This window comes from uncultured Rothia sp. (assembly GCF_963555405.1).
Lineage (GTDB): Bacteria > Actinomycetota > Actinomycetes > Actinomycetales > Micrococcaceae > Rothia.
Genome location: NZ_CAUVVO010000005.1, coordinates 37,845 through 58,645 on the forward strand (window position 1 = coordinate 37,845; position 20,801 = coordinate 58,645).

14 protein-coding genes are annotated in these 20,801 nt (G+C 61.1%); 5 read left to right on the forward strand and 9 right to left on the reverse strand.

What is annotated here, in order from left to right:
- The first annotated feature begins 1 nt into the window (after position 1).
- The 4 genes from RWL87_RS04855 to RWL87_RS04870 all read left to right on the forward strand — a co-directional run bounded on the left by RWL87_RS04855 (position 2) and on the right by RWL87_RS04870 (position 6,159).
- Complete coding sequence (locus RWL87_RS04855; protein ID WP_313969094.1) at positions 2-430, forward strand: sterol carrier family protein; 429 nt, start codon at positions 2-4, stop codon at positions 428-430.
- Positions 431-671: 241 nt separating this feature from the next.
- Positions 672-2,423 carry an amidophosphoribosyltransferase gene (gene purF / locus RWL87_RS04860; RefSeq protein WP_313969095.1) on the forward strand — a complete coding sequence of 584 codons (1,752 nt, stop codon included), beginning with the start codon at positions 672-674 and terminating at the stop codon, positions 2,421-2,423.
- Entirely contained in the window at positions 2,424-3,569 is a 1,146-nt protein-coding gene (gene purM, locus RWL87_RS04865) for a phosphoribosylformylglycinamidine cyclo-ligase (protein WP_044150117.1), read from the forward strand.
- A gap of 658 nt (positions 3,570-4,227) precedes the next feature.
- A complete protein-coding gene (locus RWL87_RS04870) occupies positions 4,228-6,159 on the forward strand; it encodes a S8 family peptidase (protein ID WP_313969096.1) in 1,932 nt (643 codons plus the stop codon).
- A gap of 109 nt (positions 6,160-6,268) precedes the next feature.
- On the opposite strand, the gene RWL87_RS04875 is transcribed toward RWL87_RS04870, so the two are convergent.
- Entirely contained in the window at positions 6,269-8,191 is a 1,923-nt protein-coding gene (locus RWL87_RS04875; protein ID WP_313969097.1) for a S8 family peptidase, read from the reverse strand.
- Positions 8,192-8,811: 620 nt separating this feature from the next.
- Here RWL87_RS04875 and RWL87_RS04880 point away from each other — a divergent pair.
- Positions 8,812-10,530: a S8 family peptidase gene (locus tag RWL87_RS04880; protein WP_313969098.1), complete on the forward strand. Its 1,719-nt coding sequence runs from the start codon at positions 8,812-8,814 to the stop codon at positions 10,528-10,530.
- 264 nt (positions 10,531-10,794) lie between these two features.
- On the opposite strand, the gene RWL87_RS04885 is transcribed toward RWL87_RS04880, so the two are convergent.
- The 8 genes from RWL87_RS04885 to RWL87_RS04920 all read right to left on the reverse strand — a co-directional run bounded on the left by RWL87_RS04885 (position 10,795) and on the right by RWL87_RS04920 (position 20,751).
- On the reverse strand, positions 10,795-11,991 hold the full coding sequence (locus tag RWL87_RS04885) for a bifunctional glycosyltransferase family 2/GtrA family protein (protein WP_070832013.1): 1,197 nt from the start codon (positions 11,989-11,991) through the stop codon (positions 10,795-10,797).
- The gene (locus RWL87_RS04890; protein WP_298699267.1) at positions 11,988-13,058 is read right to left on the reverse strand and encodes a phosphodiester glycosidase family protein; all 1,071 of its coding nucleotides are present in this window, start codon (positions 13,056-13,058) and stop codon (positions 11,988-11,990) included. The genes RWL87_RS04885 and RWL87_RS04890 overlap by 4 nt, the downstream gene beginning before the upstream one ends.
- 334 nt (positions 13,059-13,392) lie before the next feature.
- Entirely contained in the window at positions 13,393-13,602 is a 210-nt protein-coding gene (locus RWL87_RS04895; RefSeq protein WP_005504588.1) for a DUF3073 domain-containing protein, read from the reverse strand.
- A gap of 430 nt (positions 13,603-14,032) precedes the next feature.
- Entirely contained in the window at positions 14,033-15,739 is a 1,707-nt protein-coding gene (locus RWL87_RS04900) for a carbohydrate-binding domain-containing protein (protein ID WP_313969099.1), read from the reverse strand.
- A 244-nt stretch (positions 15,740-15,983) separates the two neighbouring features.
- A complete protein-coding gene (locus tag RWL87_RS04905) occupies positions 15,984-16,904 on the reverse strand; it encodes a polyphosphate polymerase domain-containing protein (protein WP_070832022.1) in 921 nt (306 codons plus the stop codon).
- Positions 16,905-17,026: 122 nt separating this feature from the next.
- Positions 17,027-17,749, reverse strand: a complete 723-nt coding sequence (locus RWL87_RS04910; protein WP_313969100.1) for a DUF4956 domain-containing protein — start codon at positions 17,747-17,749, stop codon at positions 17,027-17,029.
- A gap of 314 nt (positions 17,750-18,063) precedes the next feature.
- On the reverse strand, positions 18,064-19,242 hold the full coding sequence (locus tag RWL87_RS04915) for an excalibur calcium-binding domain-containing protein (protein WP_313969101.1): 1,179 nt from the start codon (positions 19,240-19,242) through the stop codon (positions 18,064-18,066).
- 315 nt (positions 19,243-19,557) lie between these two features.
- Positions 19,558-20,751: an excalibur calcium-binding domain-containing protein gene (locus tag RWL87_RS04920; RefSeq protein ID WP_313969102.1), complete on the reverse strand. Its 1,194-nt coding sequence runs from the start codon at positions 20,749-20,751 to the stop codon at positions 19,558-19,560.
- Positions 20,752-20,801 lie beyond the last annotated feature (50 nt).

A 20,801-nucleotide genomic window follows, 5' to 3' on the forward strand; every position in this document is an offset into this window, starting at 1 on the left:
CGTGGCAATTCGACGCAAAACCAGCGAAGAGGCGGGCATGGCGGCGGTGCGTGAGGTACGTGCGCTCTTCGCCTCGTTCGAAGATAGTTCCGCAACACCTGCTGCGCCTGTGCCCACCGAGGTAGCGCAGGCGTTTGCCGCGCTCCCTCGCTCGGTGCGCGCCACTTTCGTCCGTTTCACCCTTGAAGAGCTGGCGACCCTCGCCCCCGGCAATAGCGTGGAGGTGCGCGTGCCCCCGCTGGGCGTGACCCAGTGCGTGGCGGGCCCCCGCCACACGCGAGGCACCCCTCCCTCGGTCGTGGAAACCTCACCGGTTGTTTGGGCGGCACTGGTTCTGGGTGCCTGTTCGTGGGAGCAGGCGGTTGCCGCCGGGGTACTCGACGCCTCCGGTGAGCGTAGCAACCTCTCTGCCCTGCTGCCGCTCTTTTAAGCACTGCTTAAGACCCCGAGTTTTCGCGGCTTCTGTAGCCTTCTGCGGCCAGAAGCCGCTAATAGCCGTCCATACTGAGGTATTTAGCGTATCCTTCACCACGTCTAGACTGAAACCCGGTACACTTTTAAAGGTCTGGTGTATGCTACCGCACACACAGGCAGGTGCGAGCACAGAAACACACATCCGTCTTGCGCCCGCGCAGACGCATCCGCAGTCCCATCGTCGAAAAGACAGTGAATTGATTCGCCCCGACGGAAAACTCACTCACGACCTCGATCCGATTGACCACGGCCCCAAGGACGCCTGCGGCGTCTTCGGCGTCTGGGCACCCGGCGAGGACGTGGCAAAGCTAACCTACTACGGCCTGTACGCACTCCAGCACCGCGGCCAGGAATCAGCAGGTATCGCAACCAGCAACGGCAAACGCATCCACGTGTACAAAGATATGGGACTCGTCTCCCAGGTCTTTGACGAAGCCACTCTCAGCTCCATGCCCGGCGACCACGCTATCGGCCACGCCCGATACTCCACCACCGGCGCATCCCACTGGGCTAACGCACAGCCCACCCTCGGTACCACCCCGCACGGCACGCTCTGCCTGGCGCACAACGGTAACCTCACCAACTCGGCTGACCTCTACGACCGAGTGATTGCCAAGAATGGCGGCAAGCCTCCCAAGCACGGCGAGCTCGCCCAGGGCAACACCACCGACACCGCACTCGTCACCGCCCTGCTGGCGGAGCACGACTTCGATTCCCTCGAAGAAGCAGCACTCGACCTGCTGCCCACCCTGCGCGGTGCTTTCTGCCTCACCTTCATGGATGAGAACACCCTCTACGCCGCACGCGACCCGCAGGGCGTTCGCCCGCTGGTGCTCGGTCGCCTGGAGCGCGGCTGGGTTGTCGCCTCCGAAACCGCGGCACTCGATATTGTCGGCGCGTCCTTCGTACGCGAAGTTGAGCCCGGCGAATTCATCACCATCGACGAGAACGGCCTGCGTTCCCAGCGCTTCGCTGAGGCAAAGCCCGCCGGCTGCGTCTTCGAGTACGTTTACCTCGCTCGCCCGGACACCACCATCTCCGGCCGTAGCGTCTACGAATCCCGCGTAGAGATGGGCCGTCAGCTCGCCCGCGAACACGCCGTCGAAGCTGACCTGGTCATGCCCACCCCCGAATCCGGTGTTCCCGCCGCGATTGGTTACGCCGAAGAGTCCGGCATTCCCTACGGTAACGGCCTGGTCAAGAACGCTTACGTGGGTCGAACCTTCATTCAGCCCTCGCAGACCATCCGCCAGCTCGGTATTCGACTCAAGCTGAACCCGCTCAAGTCCGTGGTGGCGGGTAAGCGCCTCGTCGTGATTGACGACTCCATTGTTCGCGGTAACACCCAGCGTGCCCTGGTGCGTATGCTCCGCGAAGCAGGCGCAAAGGAAGTACACGTTCGCATTTCCTCCCCGCCCGTGAAGTGGCCCTGCTTCTACGGTATTGACTTCGCCTCCCGCGCAGAGCTGATTGCTAATGGTCTGTCCGTGGACGAAATCGCCTCCTCCCTGGGCGCCGATTCGCTCGGCTTCATCTCCCAGGACGGCATGATGGCAGCCACCGAGCAGCCCGCCGAAAACATGTGTACCGCATGCTTCACCGGCGAATACCCGATTGAGCTGCCCAGCGAAGAACGACGCGGTAAGTCCCTCTTCGACTCCGAAGAGAAGGGCAAGGGCGGCCCCCTCGCCGGTAAGGCGGCAGAGGTGACCGTGGAACGCCCCGTCCCCTCCAAGCCTGAGCACGCCGAGGCTGTCTCCATCGAAACCCGCGAAGGCACCGAAACCCTCGAAACGAAGTTCGACGCCTCCGCAGTACAGGTTGCCGCAGACGACGCCGGCATGGGCATGTGCAACCCCGGCCCCGACGCCGACCTCGAGGCACTGCTCACCGAGCAGGACCGCACCCCCGCAAACTCCTCCGCTACCACTACCCCGAAGGAATCCTAAATGAGCGAGAACACCACCACCGTAACCTACGCGAGCGCAGGCGTTGACGTAGAGGCTGGCGATCGCGCCGTTGAGCTGATGAAGGGCGCTATCAAGGCGACCCACAACTCCTCCGTCGTTGGTGGCGTGGGCGGCTTCGCGGGCCTGTACGACGTCTCCGAGCTGGTCAAGTACCGCAAGCCCTACCTGGCTACCTCCACCGACGGTGTGGGCACCAAGGTTGCTATCGCGCAGGCACTGGATATTCACGACACCATCGGCTACGACCTGGTCGGTATGGTCGTGGACGACATCGTCGTGTGCGGCGCTAAGCCCCTGTTCATGACCGACTACATTGCCACCGGCAAGGTTGTTCCCGAGCGCATCGCTGACATCGTTCGCGGTATTGCTGGCGCATGTGCACAGGCTGGTACCGCCCTGGTTGGCGGCGAAACCGCTGAGCACCCCGGTCTGCTCGCTGAAGACGAGTACGACGTTGCGGGCGCAGCAACCGGCCTGGTCGAGGCTGACGAGCTGCTCGGCCCCGACCGCGTGCGCGAAGGCGACGTGCTGATCGCAATGGCGTCCTCCGGCATTCACTCCAACGGTTACTCCCTGGTCCGCAAGGTCCTGAACGTTGCCGGCTGGGGTCTGGAGCGCCAGGTGGACGAGCTGGGCCGCACCATCGGTGAGGAACTGCTCGAGCCCACCCGCGTGTACGCCGCAGACTGCCTGGACCTGGCGGCCGCATTCCCCGTCAACGGCGAAGACGGCACCACCGGTAGCGGTGTGCGCGGCTTCTCGCACGTGACCGGCGGCGGCCTGGCTGCTAACCTGGCTCGCGTTCTGCCTCAGGGCCTGGAGGGCCGCGTGGACCGCTCCACCTGGCAGATTCCCGCCATCTTCTCCCTGATCGGCTCGCTGGGCAACGTGCCCCTGGCTGACCTGGAGCGCACCCTGAACCTGGGCGTGGGCATGATCGCTATCGTTGACCCCTCCGTGGCTGAGGCTGCTACCAAGCGCCTGAACGACCGCGGTATCCCCTCCTGGATCATGGGTGATGTTGTTGCCGCCGGCGAGCCCGAGGCTAACAGCGCCGACTACATTCAGGGCGCTAAGGGCGTGGACGGCGGCGCGGTTCGCCTGCTGGGCTCCTACGCATCCTAAGGACGCTTTCTCCAGTAGATAGCGAGCGCCAGCCTGACTGGTGCTGATAATTACTGATGCAGGGGCGGTCACCTCTACGGTGGCCGCCCCGGTTTTTGTGTGCCTACCGGAGGTGCGCTGCCGGGGGTGCGCGCTGCCCGGTGTTTTTACTACCGGGTTTTTATCTAATTTCGCGTGTATTTCAGGCTATTTTTATTTTTTGCTATCAACTGCATTTTTAATGCATTCCAGTGCTTACACCACGGTGTTAAAACATTTACTTTTCTCCCCGACTCGCAAGAGGCACCGCACAGCCCGCATCGCATACCCTAACTCTCAAGCTTTACCTACATAAACTCTCAACTATTGGGCACTATTCAGCCTCCACAGGTTGATTTTCTGCACATTAACCCGTGAAAAGTACCTCAAAAATCCCTCAAGCTCACCCTGAGGTGATACCTTAGAAACGTACGTTGCACACCGTCCAAAAAGAGTTCTTCCGGTACGAAAAAGGGGTCCACAAAACACTATTCCCTCACCCCATTCATTACTTCAGCGCGCCCAAAAACAGGCCCCTTTTGCCGCCCCGTAAAAACCCTATCCGCACCCCGTGCGCCTGCAGACGGAAACACCAGTACACATCACACAGTCCGCATACCACCTACATCAGGAGAACCAGATGAGGCTTCCATACATCGGCGCGCGCCGCACCGAAACACCTCCTCGCCCCTGCACCCGCCGCAAGCGCCCCGCACGCGCGGCACTGAGCTTGCTCGCCGCCGGCGCCATCCTCTTCGGAGGTGACCTGCCCGCCGTCCTCGCGCAGGCACCCAGCGACGAAGCCATCCTGGCAGCAGCTCAGGCGGCACCCCAGATCGAAGGCCCGGTCAGCCCCCTCACCCTCGCGCGCAACGGCGCGGCACGCCCCAACACCCCCACCGCGGCGGCGCCCGGTACGCTCCCCCAGCAGGTGTTCGACCGATTCATCGTCACCTACACCAAGGAAGCCAAGCAGCGCAAAATGCAGCGCGACGGCGACTGGGACGCAGTCCGCGGCATTGTTGACGACATCATGGACACTGTCGAGGTCGTCAGCGAAGCGCTGAACGTCGATACCAAGTTCCTGCACAACACCTCCACCGATGACGCCGTCATCCAGACCTCCAAAACCCTCAACAAAAACGAGGCGAAGGAGTTCATGGCGAAGGTCGCCTCCGACCCGGACGTAGCCTCCGTCGAACCCGACTACATCAACTACCCCGCCGCAGAGGGCGACATCACCTTCCAGTTCAACGACCCGCAGTACAGCAAGCAGTGGAACCTCACCAACCCCACCACCGGCGTTCAGAACACCGGTAACGCGCGCCTGCGCCGCGGCGCAAACGTGAAGGTCGCCGTGCTCGACACCGGCTACGTGCCGCACCCCGACCTGGTCACCGGCATGGCGAACGGCTACGACTTCGTCAGCGACCCGCTCAGCGCCCGCGACGGCAACGGCCGCGATCCCAACCCCCTGGATGAAGGCGACTACGCACCCTACAACCTCTGCAAGGACCAGGCGAACGCCCACACCTCCACCTGGCACGGCACCCACGTGGCGGGCATTATCGGCGCCCGCGGTAACAACGGCATGGGCATCGTCGGCGTCGCCGACCTCGCCCGCGTGCAGCCCGTGCGCGTGCTGGGCCGCTGCGGTGGCCGCACCTCCGACATTGCCGACGCCATCATTTGGGCTGCCGGCGGACACGTTGACGGCGTGCCGGACAACACCTACCCCGCTAAGATCATCAACATGTCCATCGGCACCGTAACCCGGTGCCCCGCCGCGTACCAGCGCGCCATCGACATTGCACGCTCCAAGGGTGCACTCGTGGTCGCCGCGGCGGGTAACGGCAACACGGATGCTTCCAAGTACGCGCCCGCCAACTGCATGGGCGTCATCACGGTCGGCGCAACCACCAAGGCCGGTACACGAGCGTCGTTCTCCAACTACGGTACGAGGGTCAACATCTCCGCGCCGGGTGAGAACATCCTCTCCCTGTCCGTGAACAGCCTCGACCGCCCGGATAACACCAAGTTCACCTACGTCTACGAGAGCGGCACCTCCATGGCGGCGCCGCACGTCTCCGCTCTGCTCGCGCAGCAGCTGGTCAACGGCACCTCCATGACCACTCAGCAGGTCGAGAGAGCATTCACCCTCGCGGGAGGTAATCGCATCAAATGCGACAAGGTCTTCTGCAGCCGCGGCATTATCAACAGTTTCAACCTGGCGAAAAAGGCTGGAAACCTGGACGCGAACGGCAGGGTGACCTATCTGCGACCGCGCAAGATCATTTCTAAGGGCCTGAGCGCCGGAGCATCTAACACCAAGATTGCGGACGATACCGGTGAAGCTACAGAGGCAACTACTACCGCAACAGCGCAGGCGGCAGGAACCAACGGCGAGACCCTCACCGGCGACTACGACCGAATTCCCGGCGCACCCGCCATGGAAATCCCCGAAGACGCCCAGGTCCAAGACCTGAACGGTGACGCTGAGCCCGTCACCCAGGACGAGCCGCTGGTCACCAACCCCGCACAGAAGCCCCGCGAAGCAGACGATCAGCACTAGGCTACCCATAGCGTAGACAGACCCGGTTCACGGGCATAGCGAAGCCCCCGATGAGAGAAATCATCGGGGGCTTTTCGCATCTAAAAAGAGTTTCGGCTAGTAACAGTGACTAGCGGTGGGTACCGGTCGCGAAGCCCAGGTAACCATTGTTCGGGTAGCCGCTGCTCGGGTAGGTGTTCGCAGAAGCACCGTACCAGGAACGGTAACGCGGAGTGTGACCGTGACGCGGACGCGACGGGTACGAGGGGCGAGTCACCGGGCGGGACGGGCGGGTTACCGGGCGGTTAGTCTTCGGAGCCGGAGCGGGGGTCACCTTAGGCGCGGGAGCCTGCTGACGCTTAGCGTCCTCTTCAGCCTTCTTGCGAGCTGCCTCTTCAGCCGCCTTCTTACGTGCGGCCTCCTCTGCCGCCTTCTTACGTGCCGCCTCAGCCGCAGCTGCGTCTGCTGCTTCACGGTCGGAGCGGACCTGCTGAACCGCACGCGCCGCATTCACAATGCCAGAACCGCACGCGGACTGGTCGCACTCAACACCCTGAGAGGTGGACTGCAGAACCTTCTTCGCCTGAGCGTAGGTCAGCTTCGGGTCAACCGCCTTCATGAGCGCCACGATACCTGCAACATGCGGTGCCGCCATGGAAGTACCCTGGTACTCGGCGTAGTCAGCCTTACCGGGAGCGGTCTTGCCAGCGTTCAGAGTGGAGAGGATACCGCCACCCCAGTAGCGGCGGTCGCCACCGGGCGCGCTCACGTCCACGCGGGAGCCGTAATTGGAGAAGTAGGAGCGCTTGCCGTTCTTATCGGTCGCGCCCACGGTGATGACGTCCTCGCAGTTGCCGGGGCTGGACTTCGATGCGTCAAAGTTATTGTTACCCGCAGCGACAACCACGATGGAGCCGCGCTTATTCGCCTGAGCAATCGCCTGGCGGTACGGGGTGGTACAGGTGCCCTCGCTACCAATGGACATGTTAATGACCTGGGCGGGGTTCTGGTTTGCGGGAACACCGCGCACGCTACCACCGGCAGCCCAAATGATGCCGTCAGTGATGTCCGAGTCGAAGCCACCGCAAGCACCCAGAACGCGCACGGGCACGATCTTCGCCTCGGGTGCCACACCGGCAATACCCTCGTTGTTGTTCGCGATAGCGGCGATGGTGCCCGCCACATGGGTGCCGTGCCAGTCGGAGGCGGTCGCCTTCGAACCGGTGAAGCACTGGTTATCTACGGTCCAGTTGCCGGCGTCGGTCGGGTCGGAGTCGCGGCCATCGCCGTCGTTAGAGAACGCCGATTCGGCAATGAAGTCGTAGCCGGGTAGCACGTTAGCGTCCAGGTCAGGGTGTGCAGTGATGCCTGAATCCAGCACCGCCACGGTCACGCCCTTGCCGCGGGTGGTGCCCCACGCCTCCAGCGCGGAGATGCCCTTCTCGCCGGTGAGGGACCACATGCGGTTCATCTTCGGGTCGTTAATCTTGACGGGCTCCGAGGTGTTATCCACGGTGGCGTAGCGGCGCATATCCGGCGACACGGAGGCAACCTTGGAGTTCGCACTCAGAGCGTTCATGTACTGCTGCGCCTGGGCGGGGGTGAGCTCCGCAGAGGTGGTGACCACGCTGGCGTCCAGCGCGGTGGAGCGGACGTAGCTGGTCTTAATGTTCAGCAGCTCGTCGATGCTCTGCACGTCGGAGGTGATGCCGGCGTAGAGTGCGTCGCTCCAGGTTGCCTGCTGGGTACCGGCAGCTGCAGACCAGTCGATCTGGTCTGCGGTGGCGTCGGTGGAGGCGGCGTTCTTCGCGTCCTCGGTGTAGGTGATGATGAAACGGTTGTACGCCACGGGTGCAGACTGGGTGGCCTGTGCGGTGTTGGAGACCTGCGCGGCGGTAGAAGCTTGTGCCGCGGTAGAAGCCTGGGTAGCCTGCGCGGTGGGTACCGCCACGGCGGGGATGACGCTTGCCGAGAGCAAGCAGGTTGCGGTGACGAAGCTCAGCAGGGAACGCTGTGAGGAGCGTGCCTGCGAGGGGCGAGCAATGCGAAGCATAGACGTCCTTGTGTGAGTGGGTACCGGGCATGCACGGTTCGGCGCAGCGTTGCCGATTCGCGTTAAGGGCGCAGAGTGATGTGTGTGCGCTCGGTACGAGTGAATACGGAAGAGTGAAGTGTTGGTGCATAGTGTGGGCTGTGAAGTGGCTTCACAATGTGCATGCACGGGTACGCACCGTGAGATACTCTAGCACCCTTTTTCAGTTACTTTATGAATAAAATATACAATGTGATGCACCTCATTTTATATAAAGATGAGCAATACTTAAATCACTACTTTAAGGCATAAGAATATCTCGACTAGGCATTTCTTTATCTGCATTTACATGAAGGAAAAATCTCATTATCTACGCCACACTATCGAGTTTTAGGCGCTAGATACATAGAAAAAGGTGCTAGGATAGCGATATCTCACCACATAAACTACTTCCGAAGAACTCCCATACGGGGGTTTAGAGAAAAATACGCATCAATGCAGTGATGTGCATTTTCTTTTTCTATTCGCTCCTCACAAGCAAATATGCAAAAGAATGCAAATATTTTCTCAAAAGTGCATTTATGTGAGTGGATGACCAACCCACTTGCCGCTTCCGGCACTCACATACGCAAAGGACCCCGATGTCTTTTACCACTCACCCCTCAGCGCGCCGCATCGCACGCACCGCGCTGAGCCTGGGCACCGCCGCAGCACTCGTCGCGACCCTGGGCGCCCCCGCATCCTTCGCGGCACCCGCCAAGGCTAACGGCGCCGAACGCGCCAAGGCGCACACCACCATTTCCTCCCTCAGCTCCGGTCAGCAGAAGGCAGGCTTCAACCGCTTCGTCATCACCTACACCGACAGCGCTCTGAACTCTGGCGGCATCAACTGGGCAAGCCCCGCAGGCACCCAGGTCGCCACCTGGAGCGACGCTCTCTACCAGGGCATCAGCTCCGACGTGAAGAGCATCGACGAGCTGCTGAAGGTCAAGACCAGCTACGTACGCACCACCGCCCAGAAGGCAACCGTGGTGACCCTCTCCTCCAAGCTCACCGCAGAGCAGGCTGAGAAGTACATGGCGGCGCTGAGCTCCAACCCCTCCGTCGCATCCGTTGAGCCCGACCTGCTGCGCCGCTCCAATGCACGTGCTCGTGGCGCCGCGACCTCCAAGGTGGCTCAGGTCGCCAAGGCCGCGCAGGCATCGGACCAGGTTGTGGCACCGAACGACACCCTGTACCCGCAGCAGTGGAACCTGCACGGCACCAAGGGTCTGGCAGCCCCCGAGGCGTGGAAGACCACCCAGGGCGCTGGTGTGACCGTTGCCGTGATTGACTCCGGCATCGTCAAGCACCCCGACCTGGACGCTAACGTTCTGCCCGGCTACGATTTCATCACCGAGCCTTCCATTGCCCGTGACGGCAACGGCCGCGACTCTGACCCGACCGACCAGGGCAACTGGGAAGAAGCCGGCGTCTGCGACGCGGACTCTGAGGCAAGCGAGTCGAACTGGCACGGCACCCACGTTGCAGGCTCCATCGCCGCAATTATGAACAATAAGCGCGGCATCGTCGGCGTGGCACCGAACTCCAAGATCCTGCCCGTGCGTGCCCTGGGCATGTGCGGCGGCTACGACTCCGACATTGCGGATGCAATGGTTTGGGCAGCCGGTGGCACCGTTGAGGGTGTTCCCGCAAACTCCAACCCCGCCAAGATCATTAACCTCTCCCTCGGCGGCGAGGGCACCTGCCCCGCAACCTACTCCAAGGCTATTGCCGAGGTGAACAAGCGCGGCGCGATTCTCGTTGTCGCAGCGGGTAACGATGGTCAGGACACCTCCAAGGTTGCTCCGGCTAACTGCGGCGGCTCCATTGTGGTGGGCGCTACCGACCAGGAGGGTAAGCGTAGCGACTTCTCGAACTACGGCAAGCTTGTTGATGTGAGCGCCCCCGGCAGCAGCATCATGTCCACCGTGGACCTGGGCACCACCGTTTCCAAGGGTGCGGGCTACACCGAGTACGACGGCACCTCCATGGCAGCACCCCAGGTCGCTGGCGTGATTGCTCTGATGAAGTCCGTTGACCCCTCGCTGACCGCTGAGCGTGCAAAGCAGATTCTGAAGCAGAGCTCCAAGCCGCTCACCTGCGATGTGAACGCTTGCGGTTCCGGCATTGTGAACGCGGCGAGCGCACTGGCTATGGTGCAGGGCAAGAAGGACCCGAACCCGACCGCGAAGCCCTGGCCGAAGCGTGCGCCCAAGCACCCGACCCGTGCGGCTCGTGTTGGTTACGTGACTAACCCGGCTGTTAACCACAACCCGCCGTTCCTGATTACTCCCCACGGCCTGATTCCCGGTCAGTAATCGGTATGTTGCCAGCTCGGAAGCCGGTGAGCTAATAGGCTTCCTATAAGATGGCGCCAGCAGAATGGCATCGCCGCTAGACGGTACATACAAAAACGGCACATACAAAAAGCCCCCGCTGAGTTTTCTCAGCGGGGGCTTTTCGTGAACAGAACGCTGCCGCATCTGATGCGGCAGCTTGCTTCTCCCACCCACCCTCACGACTGACGGGTGGGAGAAATCTTGGGGTACGCCCCTAGCGAGCTGGACGCTAGGTAGAAAGCGCTAGGGACGTACCTGGGAGGCGCGCACACCGGTACGGATACCGGCTGCCTCCATGCGAGCGGACTCGTAGCTGCTCACCGCACGCAGACCCGAAGGCGCGTTGGTTGCCACCGCCTTTTCTCGCGGCTTTTCCTGACTCTGGGCGGGTAGAAAAACCCAGCGGCGCTGGACCGCGAAGCTGACCGGAATGAGGATCAGCTCGGTCAGGATCTTGGCAACCAGCAGGGATACTCCCAGGCCGGTCAGGGTTTCCATCAGAGCCGCATTGGCTGCGAGGATACCCACCGCCAGCACGGCGTACCGCACCAGCGAGGAGGATGCCGAGGGGCGTGCGCCTCCGTCGTGCATGAGCATTCGGTTGACGGTGAAGTTCGTCAGCGCCGAGATGATACGTGCACCGACTACGGCTGCCAGGAGCGGAGCACCCAAGCCCACCAGGATGAAGAGGGCGATAGCATCCACGAGGAAGCCGGTCAGGAAAGACGAGGCCAGGAAGGCGAGCAGCGGTGCGTAGATGAGCGCCGAGTCCTGCAGGGGCCTAAAGTGGCTGGTCGGGTTGCCCGGCTCGTAGACCTTCACGATGGGTACCTGTACCAGGTCCACGTCTGCGCGGGTTGCGCGCAGCAGCATGGAGAACTCGTACTCGTACTTATCGCCAGGGATCTGCAGTAGCCAGTCCAGGATCTGCGGGGTGAAGCCGCGCAGGCCGGTCTGGGTGTCTGCCACGCGGGCGCCGGTCGCCAGGGCGAAGAAGCCTACGGTTGCGCTGTTGCCAATCTTGGAGCGTAGCGGCACCTTGGTGCCTTCTTCGCCGGCGTTGGGGTCGGGCTTGGTACGCACACCGAGCACGATGCTCTTCTGGCCTGCCGACGCCGCGGTTTCGGTGCGCACACCCACGCGGAAGATGTCCTGGGGTAGGTGCTGGCCGTCCGCATCGGCGGTGACGATGACCTCGCCGGGGCGGTTTGCTTTCGCCCAGGCGATGCCGGTGCGCAGTGCCGCACCCTTGCCCTTGTTGGAGGGGTGGGTCTGCACGGTCACGCCGTCGATACGCAGTTCGGTAAAGATCGGTGCGTAGGTGCTGCCGGATCCGTCGTCAATGACGAGGATTTCGGCTCCCGGGTCCTGTTCGCGCAGGGCCCAGGCAAGGCGGACCAATGACTGGTCCGGCTTATAGGCGGGTATCAGGATAATCACGATGCGCTCCCTGCAATGTAGAGGATGTCACTGGTGCCACGCTCCTTGGTGCCACCCTGGGGGCGGTTGACCAGCTCGTTGTTGAAGACCATGGCGGAGGAGCCGCCACCATCCAGGTTGTAGGCGCTGACGCAGCCGAGGTCCTTGAACATCTGCGCGAACTCGGGCATGGTCACGCCGCGCGAATAGTTGGTGGAGCGGCCGTCAACCACGATGAAGACCAGGTGGTTGGTGCCAAGCACACCCACACCGGTTCGCGGCTGGTTGCCCTGGATGGAGTGGTTACCAAAGTTGGTGTCCACCTCGACGCTGTCGATACCGTCGACAACCGCGGAGTCCTTGACCAGTGCCGGGCCGAAGGAGAGGGTGTTCCACACGCCTTCGTTGACGAGGGTCTGGGCGTTGGTTGCGGTTTCGTCGTAGAGCTTGACGGAGCCGTCGCGGTAGAAGGCCAAACCCTCGCGAGCGCCGGCGTCACGGTAGACAACACCGTTTCGGATCACGATGCCGGTGGTACGGAAGCCGTAGTAGTCACCGTTGATCGCCCAGATGCCGTTGTGTTCGGAGGCGATATTCGAGGGGGTGTCGATAATGTTCTGGCCGAACTTGTTGTTGGCGAAGGCGCTACGCAGCAGGGTTGCGTTGTCGAGCTTGATGTCTGCCACGAAGGAGACAACCGCGTCGGAGCCGCTGCCGGTGGTGTTGGAGGTGATGGTGATCGAGCCTTCGTTAGCGGTGAGGCTCTGACCGTTGACCTTCACGCCGGTCAGTTCGGTGGGGTCTGCCGTGGCGGAGCCGGAGGCACTTGCGTTTGCCTGGGCGGCTGCCGCCTCGTAGGCGGTGGTGTCCTCGATTTCGGTGTGCTCTGCCAGGTAGCGGTTGTACGCCCAGCCTGCGCCGCCGCCGACTACGGCGAGTGCGCCGAGGCCGCCTCCGATAAAGATACGGCGGGTGAGCTTCTTCTTGGCTAGCTTCTGCTCTGCTGCGGTTTGTGCGGCGGTTGCTTGTTCTGCCGCGGTCTGGATGGTCTGGTCAATGTTCTGAGTCATGTTCTGTTCGTTGTTCATGTCTCTAGAATGCCGGGCTATTCTCTGTGCCAGGCATGACTAAGCTGTGCAGAAGCTATGCATGCTTATTCATTTCAAACTTTTTTATTACTGCCTATGCTTTATTACCAGAAGATGCTATGCGCACCCATGTATAAACATGTGTATTGGCTTTGTGTTCCATCTAGCTAAGGAACCCCGCGGGTAACCCGCTCTCCCCCGCGCACGCGCCTGACTGCATCCATCAAATGAGGGCACGAAAAAACCGGCTGAGCACCCCGTGCGGGGTCTCAAGCCGGTTCATCGTCTATACAATACGCTCGGTCGATATGCACCGAATCAATCCGCGTATTCTTTATGCCTCATCCTCGTAGGACGCGTACTTTTCTGCGTATGCCGAGTAGTCGTCCTCGTCGTCATAGCGACGGCGGGACGAATCGGAGGACTTAGTTTTCTTCGCGCTGCTCAGCTCGCGCTCGAGTGCGCTGTAGTCGGTCTCGGGGCTGAAGTACTTCATCTCCCGAGCCTGCCTTGTTGCTTTAGCCTTCTGACGGCCGCGCCCCATGGCGTGACCCCCTCTTTCATCCTGTCCGAGGCGAACAGCGCGCGCGGCGCATCGCTCTCGGATCGTTCAACAGTCTTTACTACACTATAGAGTACCCTGTTTCAGCCCTGAATGTCTCGCTCAGCGGCACCTATTTTGCGTATCAAAGCACTTCTTCGCACCGGAACAACCGTTTTATTTTGCACCGGTAGCCTTTTATACCCCAGACGCCACATTCCCTAGATAACAACTCCCTAGATAACACGTAGCCCCGCACCGGACGTATCGCTACATCCGATGCGGGGCGAGTGTCTCTCCTACCGGCTCACTCACAAGACCGGGTTCGGAGAGGGTACCGTGCAGGTCATGACATCCCGCACGGAGCTTAGGGGGGCAGCTCCTACCGCTTAGCTTGCGGCAAGGGAACTACTAGCTTGCAGTAAAGGAGCTGCTAGCTTGCGGTGAAAGAACCGAGCGAGGTGGCGTTAGAAGCCAGGGTGGTGCTGGAGGCATCCACGCTATCGGTGGTGGTGTACACGGTGTAGCTCTCGCCCTTGGTGATCTTGGCACTGGAGACCAGGATCAGTGCGGTGCTGGAGTTAGTCACCTTGTAGTTCGCCACCACGTTACCGGAGGAGTCGGCAACCTGTACGGTGGTGCCTGCGCTCAGGCTCGATACGTTGCTGATCTTCACGTAGCCGCTGGTGGAGGAGGTTGCGGGCGCCTCGAACATGTCACCGGAGTTACCCGCGGTCACGGTCGCGCCGTTGAGCAGCAGGTCGCCGTTGGTGTCCAGGGAGGCGTTACCACCGGTGAAGGGACCGTTCACGATCAGGGTGCCGCCCGAGAGCGTTGCCGTGCCATTGGAGTCGATGCCGTCGCCGTTCGCATTCACGGTGACGGTACCGCCGGTGATGTTGATGGTTGCGTCGACCACCTCGAAGGTGCCGCCGCCACCGCCCATACCGCCGCCCATGCCACCACCAGCCGGGGGCTGGCCCGTGGTACCGGAACCCATGGAGCCGGAGGGAGCCTGACCGCCACCTGCGGGTGCCTGACCGCCCTGTGCCGCATTACCCTGTGCAGCTTGCTTGCTCTGGGTGGTCTGCGTGGTGGAAGTCGAAGCCGACTCGGTGCTGGTTGAGGTGGTGCTGGTGGTGCTGTACGAGGCGTTGATACCGTCATCCGAGCTGGTCACGTTCACGGTACCGTCCAGGATGTTGATGTACTGCGCCTCAATACCCTCGTTCGCCTGGGTAATGTTCAGGGTACCGCCGGAGATTTCCAGCACGCGCTCAGCCTTGAAGCCGTCATCACCTGCGGAGATGTTCACGGTACCGCCGCTCAGGCGTACCCAGCCGCGGTTGCCGTCGGTGTCATTGGTTGCCTTGATACCGTCCTGGCTTGCGGTCACGGTGACGGTGCCGTCCAGGATATCGACGTAGTCCTTACCCTTGATGCCGGTGTTTGCCGCGTTCACTTCCAGGGTGCCGGAGGCAATGACCAGGCCGTCAGTGGTGTGGATACCCTCTTCGTACTTACCTTCAACCTTCAGGGTACCTTCGCCCGCCAGGGTCAGGTCGCTCTTGGAGTAGATAGCCGCGTCGGGGCTGCCGCTGGCGGTATCGGAGTAGGAGGAGCCGTCAGAGACGGTGTTGGTGGTACCCGAGGCGGTGTAGATAACGACCTCGTCCGCCTTAACCACGTTGATTGCCGCACCGGTGGAGTTGGTGATGGTCGCGTTGTTCAGGATCAGGCGGACCATGTCGCTATCGGCCGCCTCAACCTTGATCTGGCCGCTGTAGGTGCCGGTGAGCTTGTAGTTACCCGCCTTGGTGATGGTGATGACGCCATCGCTGACGGTCACGCCGTCGGTCGCGGTCGGGTTCGAAAGATCGATAGTAACTTCGCTGGAGGAGTCCCAGGTGACGTCCTTCGCGGAGTAGTGGGTGTCCTCGGCGAGCTTTGCGCCGCTCTTCACGTCGGTGGAGAAGGTGTCTGCCACCTTCGAGGTGGTGTCCGAAGTGCTCGAAGCGGAGGTACCGGTTGCACTCGATGCGCTGGCATTCGATGCCGAGGTTGCCGAGCAGCCGGTCAACGCCAGGGCTGCCAGGAGGGTAATGGAGGTTGCGCTCTTAATCATATTGCTCTTTTTCACGGGTTTTCCTTTGTGTTTGGGTGACCACTCGCGTAGAGCCAGCGCCACAGGGGTAAGACGTATGTGAAATATGAATATGTGTGAGAGCGGTTATTGCCTGTGTGGGGCGAATAAAGCCGATGTTGTGCTTGGTTCGGGGGGTATAGATGAGGGGCTGGGGTGCGGGTAAGGTAGGTGCGCTACCCTACCCGCATATCCCAAATTGCCGTTTTAGCCAGATCGCTGTTTGAGCCAGATTGCCGTTTTAGGCGGCTGCGGAACGCTCGGTCAGCAGCTTCTGGTAATCCTCTTCGGTCATGTCATCCACGTTCAGGCGGGTGCCCTCAACCGGTTCCAGGTGCATCCAGTTCTTCAGGGTTTCTTCCCACTTGTTGCTTGCCAGCTGCGGGTTCAGCGCCGCCATACCGGTTGCAAACTTGGAAATCTTCGCGGGGGTGATGCCCGCATCCCAGAGGTGCTGGTCTGCCACGGAGGGCTCCACGCCGGACTTGGTTTCGATGATGACCGCGTTCGGCAGGCCGTAGGTGGTGCCGACCAGGTTGCCGTGGAAGTTGCGGTAGTTCACGCCCGCCATGAGGATGTTCTCGGACAGAGGAGTCCAGGTCAGGGCGTTATCTACGGTCATACGGGAGGCGACCGGGTTCTTCTCGCTCTGCGGCAGGAAGACCGTGGTACGGCGGTAGCCGGTGGTCAGGACCGCCTCCAGCTTGTGCACGGGGCCTGCGAGGATATCGCCGAGTGCTGCGGTGATGTACTCGTGGCCTTCCGCGGTGAGCTGATCGCGGTTCTCGAAGGTGTACGGGATACGCTTCTTGACGGTCATGTCCTGCTCACCGTCGGTCTTGACCTCCAGGAAGGTCAGCTCCGAGTCCAGGTAGCTACGGGTACGAATCTTGAAGGTGTCCTCGCGGCTGTAGGCTGCCGAGTGGTAGCTCTGCATCTGCGGGGTGTCGAAGTAGACCGAGTCGTAGGCGAAGTCGCGCTGGCCCTTGATTTCCATGACGGAGGCGTCTGCGTCGAGCGTGGAGAGTACCTTGGCGGCGGTTTCTGCGTCGACAATGTACTTGCGGTCCACACGGGTCTGCATGGCTGCCTTCTCGTTCATGGCTTCCAGGCTGATGCTCTTCCACTCTGCGGGGATGATGTTTGCGGCTACATTAGTCATGGGTCTTCGTCCTTCTGGGGTGCTGCCCCTGCGTTTTGGGCTGTGCGCTGGGGCGGCGTGTCGTGGGTATCGGAGATGTTTGTGCGGTTGGAGTGAATCGGAGGCTTTTATACCGGTTGGTCTTACTTGCCTACCGGGGTGCGCTGGAGCGGAACCATCCGGGTGTCCAGGGTGGTGTGCGCCTCGGCGGTGGGAACCTGAGGTGCTGCCGGGTAAGCCGCAGGAGCCTGCGATGCTACCGTCTGAGCGGCTACAGGCTGAGCCGCCTCCACTGCCGCGGGGGTGCCGCCCTCGGGGGTTTCCTTGGGCTGGTAGGTGACGGTGGCGCGGGTCAGGTTGTTCACCATATCCAGCTCGGTAACGCTGACCGAGGTGACGGTGTAACCCAGGCGAGCGCTCAGGTATGCCTTGAGCTCTTCCTCGTCGCTGATCGCACGATCGGCGGTAACGGTCTGAGTCTTTTCAGTAGAGACCGGGGCGCTGCGCGAGTCGAGGACCGCAATCAGGGCGACCAGGGTAGCCATCAGGGCGAAGGCAATGTACGCCGGGCTGATGTTCACACCTGCGATCATGCCGACCGAGAGGGCGACGAAGTAGTAGCCGACCTCGCGCTGGCTCAGGGCGGTGGAACGCAATCGGATAATCGACAGGACACCGAAGAGGCCCATGCCCATGGCGGATGCGTTCGATCCGGCGGATACCAGCGCCACCGAGACCGTGAAGATGCCGGCGTTGATGACCGCGTAGGAAATCATCAGTTCGCGGTTGCGGTGCCGCACCATGTAGAGGGTGCAGAGGGCTGCGATGGCTATGGCATCGGCAATCGCCATGGTCAGAATAGTCATTGGGTGCTCCAGATATCGTGTCGTGATGTTCGCTTAGCTCTAGCTGTCTGTTCATCAGCTTCGGGCTGTGCGTTCTTTGTAGTATCTAGATTCCCGTGCAAGCCTGTGTTTACCCTGTGCTCGCCTTAACTTATAGATAAGTGTTATATGTCTCTAATAAATACCCTTATCGTGGCGCTATTCAATCGTAATTTTTCTCTTTTCTCGCGTCCTTGACGGAGCATCCCACAGCTTCAAAAAGCACAAAAAAATGGGCCCCCTCCGATATGGAGGGAGCCCATAAAAGTAGCTAAAAACTTAGCGACTAGGCGTTATTATGCCTTCTTGCGCATACGGGTTGCCACGATGGTCGCGCCACCAGCACCCAGAGCAATCAGACCCAGACCAGCAGCGGTCATCGCATCGGATGCACCGGTCTTAGCCAGAGAAGAAGAGCTCTTAGAGGATGCGTTAGTAGCATTCTCGTAGTCAACCGGCCATTCGCAACCGATGCCGTCGTGGTCAGCATCGAACTTCTCGCGGAAGTCCGGGTGATCCTTGCTAATCGGTGCCAGGCCTGCAGCCTCAACGTCGGCGCAGTTCTGGAAACGGTGGCTCTCGGTAGCGTTACCAGAGTTCTGACCAGCGGAGAGGTTGTTAATAGAGGTCTGACCGCCAGAGTTCTGACCACCGTTGTTCTGGCTATCTACAGAGTTAGAGTTCTCGTAGTCAGCGGGCTGCTCGCAGCCAACGCCGTCACCATCAGCGTCGAACTTCTCGCGGAAGTCCGGGTGACCCTTGCGGATCGGTGCTTCACCTGCAGCCTCAACGTCGGCGCAGTTCTGGAAGCGGAAGTTCTCTGCAGGCTGGGGAGCCGCGTTCTCGTCAGCAGGCTTGGAGGATTCCTCAGCAGGTGCAGAGGTCTCTTCAGCAGGCTTGGGAGCCTCGGTGGTCGGCTCAGCGGTTGCGTCCTTGGACGGCTCGGGAGTGGAATCCTGGGTGGGTTCCGGAGTCGGGTCCTGAGAAGGAGCGGGAGTCGAGTCCTCGGTGGGAGCCGGTGCAGGCTGCTCTGCAACCTTAATGGTCACGGTAGCTGCCTTACCGCCGCGGGGAACGTCGCCGTCCTTCAGGGAGCCGGAGAGCAGGTAAATGTCAACGGAAACGCTACCGTGCAGCTCTTCCTGCCAGGGGATGGTAACGGAGAAGTTGCCAGCCGCGTCAGCATGGATTTCCAGGTAGTCCTGGCCGTTAATCTTAACAGCACCCTTATTCAGCTTCAGCGCCAGAACGGAACCGGAGGTGCCGTCAGCGGTCTTGAAGCCCTCGCCGCCAATGTTCAGGTCCTGACCCTCAACCCATACGTCGGGGGCAAGGAACTGCGCGGAGTCTGCGTAGGTGTGAACGGTCTGAGGCGCGCCTTCAACAGCGAAGGTTGCGGGGACGGAAGTAGCAATGAGGCCACAGCCAATGAGGGCGGTGGCACCGATGCGTGCGATGTTGTTTCGAATGTTCATGCCCCCCATTCTAACGAGCGAAGCTTGGGATACCGGCTCCCAAGACGCCAATTTCCCATGACCTGACTCACAAAACATATTTTTCTTGAAGGTTTATTGAAGGCATGGTTGAACTATAGAGACCTTTTGCACCGCCGTGCACCCCTAAAGTCTCAATCTAACCTTGAAGAAACTAACAAGTACACGCACCACCCTACCGACACAACACGCCAACAAAAACCACCCCGTTAAACGCAAGAATCCCCTCCGCCCAAACGCTCAAAAGCATTCAGGAGAGGGGACTCTCACGCACCGCACCGGGCGGTGACGATAGTTTTAGGAGTTCTTGCGGTTACGCACAGCGGTCACGCCAGCAACACCCAGACCCAGAGCTACCAGGCCCAGACCAGCAATGGTGAAGGCGTTGGAAGCACCGGTGTTCGCCAGGGAAGAGCGCTGAGCGCGGCTGGAGGTGTAGTTGCTCGAAGAGGAGGAGCCACCACCCAGGTTATCCAGGCCGCCGGAGTTGCGGGAAGAAGAACCCGAGGAAATATTGGAAGAGGAACCGTCCGTCACCTCGCTGTTGATAACCTCGCAGCCCAGGCCGTTACCGTCATTGTCGAACTTCTTACGGAAGTCCGGGTGGCTTTCGTGAATGGGCGCCAGGCCAGCAGCCGCAACCTCTGCACAGTTCGCGAAGCGAGTGCTCTCAGCCGAAGCGGTCACCTGCTCGGTAGCGGAGGTAGAATCACCCAGCTGATCCTTCGCCTCGTTCGCAACGGATACGCTCTGCTCAGTAGTGGCCGAAGCGGAAGCCGATGCGGAAGCAGAAGCCGAAGCAGACGGAGTCGCAACCGCAGAAGCGGAAGCCGACGCGGTAGCCGAGGGGCTCACCGAGGTTGCCGGGCGGTCCTTAATCTCAGCATCCACGGAGGCAACAACCTCATCAGCGGCAGTAGCCGATGCCGAGGGAGTAGCGGAGGGCGCAACAGAAGCGGAGGGGGTAGCCACCACGGAAGCCGATGCGCTCGCGGTCGCCGAAGGGCTCACCGAAGCGGTAGCGGAGGGGGTGGACTCCTGAACGGAACGAGCCTCAATCTTCACGGTCGCAGCCTTGCCGCCGCGAGCGGTGTCATTGTCCTTCAGGGAGCCGGAGAGCAGGTAGACGTCCACGGAGATGCGGTTCTCCAGGTCGTCCTGCCAGGGAATGGAGACGGAGAAGTTGCCCTTCTCGTCAGCCTTAACTTCCAGGTAGTCCTTGCCGTCAATCTTGACGGTGCCCTTGTTCAGCTTAATGGCGATAACGGAGCCGGAGGTGCCGTCCTGAGTCAGGAAGCCTTCACCGGCAATCTTCAGGGTTTCACCCTTGTACCAGACCTCAGAAATGTGGGAAGTAGCCTTGTCGGAGTAGACGTGAGTGACGGACTCTTCACCGTTCTGAGCGAAAGTTGCGGGGATTGCGGTGACCACCAGGCCGCAGCCAATCAGGGCGGTGGCACCGAAGCGAGTGATAGTGTGTCGAATGTCCATCCCATCATTTTATCCCCGCGCTCTGGGTGTATCCGCCTGTCCAGGGGCTA

Coding starts and splice junctions, on each gene's coding strand:
- purM (WP_044150117.1), top strand. CDS start 2,424: ATGAGCGAGAACACCACCACCGTAACCTACGCGAGCGCAGGCGTTGAC.
- RWL87_RS04870 (WP_313969096.1), top strand. CDS start 4,228: ATGAGGCTTCCATACATCGGCGCGCGCCGCACCGAAACACCTCCTCGC.
- RWL87_RS04875 (WP_313969097.1), bottom strand. CDS start 8,191: ATGCTTCGCATTGCTCGCCCCTCGCAGGCACGCTCCTCACAGCGTTCC.
- RWL87_RS04880 (WP_313969098.1), top strand. CDS start 8,812: ATGTCTTTTACCACTCACCCCTCAGCGCGCCGCATCGCACGCACCGCG.
- RWL87_RS04890 (WP_298699267.1), bottom strand. CDS start 13,058: ATGAACAACGAACAGAACATGACTCAGAACATTGACCAGACCATCCAG.
- RWL87_RS04895 (WP_005504588.1), bottom strand. CDS start 13,602: ATGGGGCGCGGCCGTCAGAAGGCTAAAGCAACAAGGCAGGCTCGGGAG.
- RWL87_RS04905 (WP_070832022.1), bottom strand. CDS start 16,904: ATGACTAATGTAGCCGCAAACATCATCCCCGCAGAGTGGAAGAGCATC.
- RWL87_RS04910 (WP_313969100.1), bottom strand. CDS start 17,749: ATGACTATTCTGACCATGGCGATTGCCGATGCCATAGCCATCGCAGCC.
- RWL87_RS04915 (WP_313969101.1), bottom strand. CDS start 19,242: ATGAACATTCGAAACAACATCGCACGCATCGGTGCCACCGCCCTCATT.
- RWL87_RS04920 (WP_313969102.1), bottom strand. CDS start 20,751: ATGGACATTCGACACACTATCACTCGCTTCGGTGCCACCGCCCTGATT.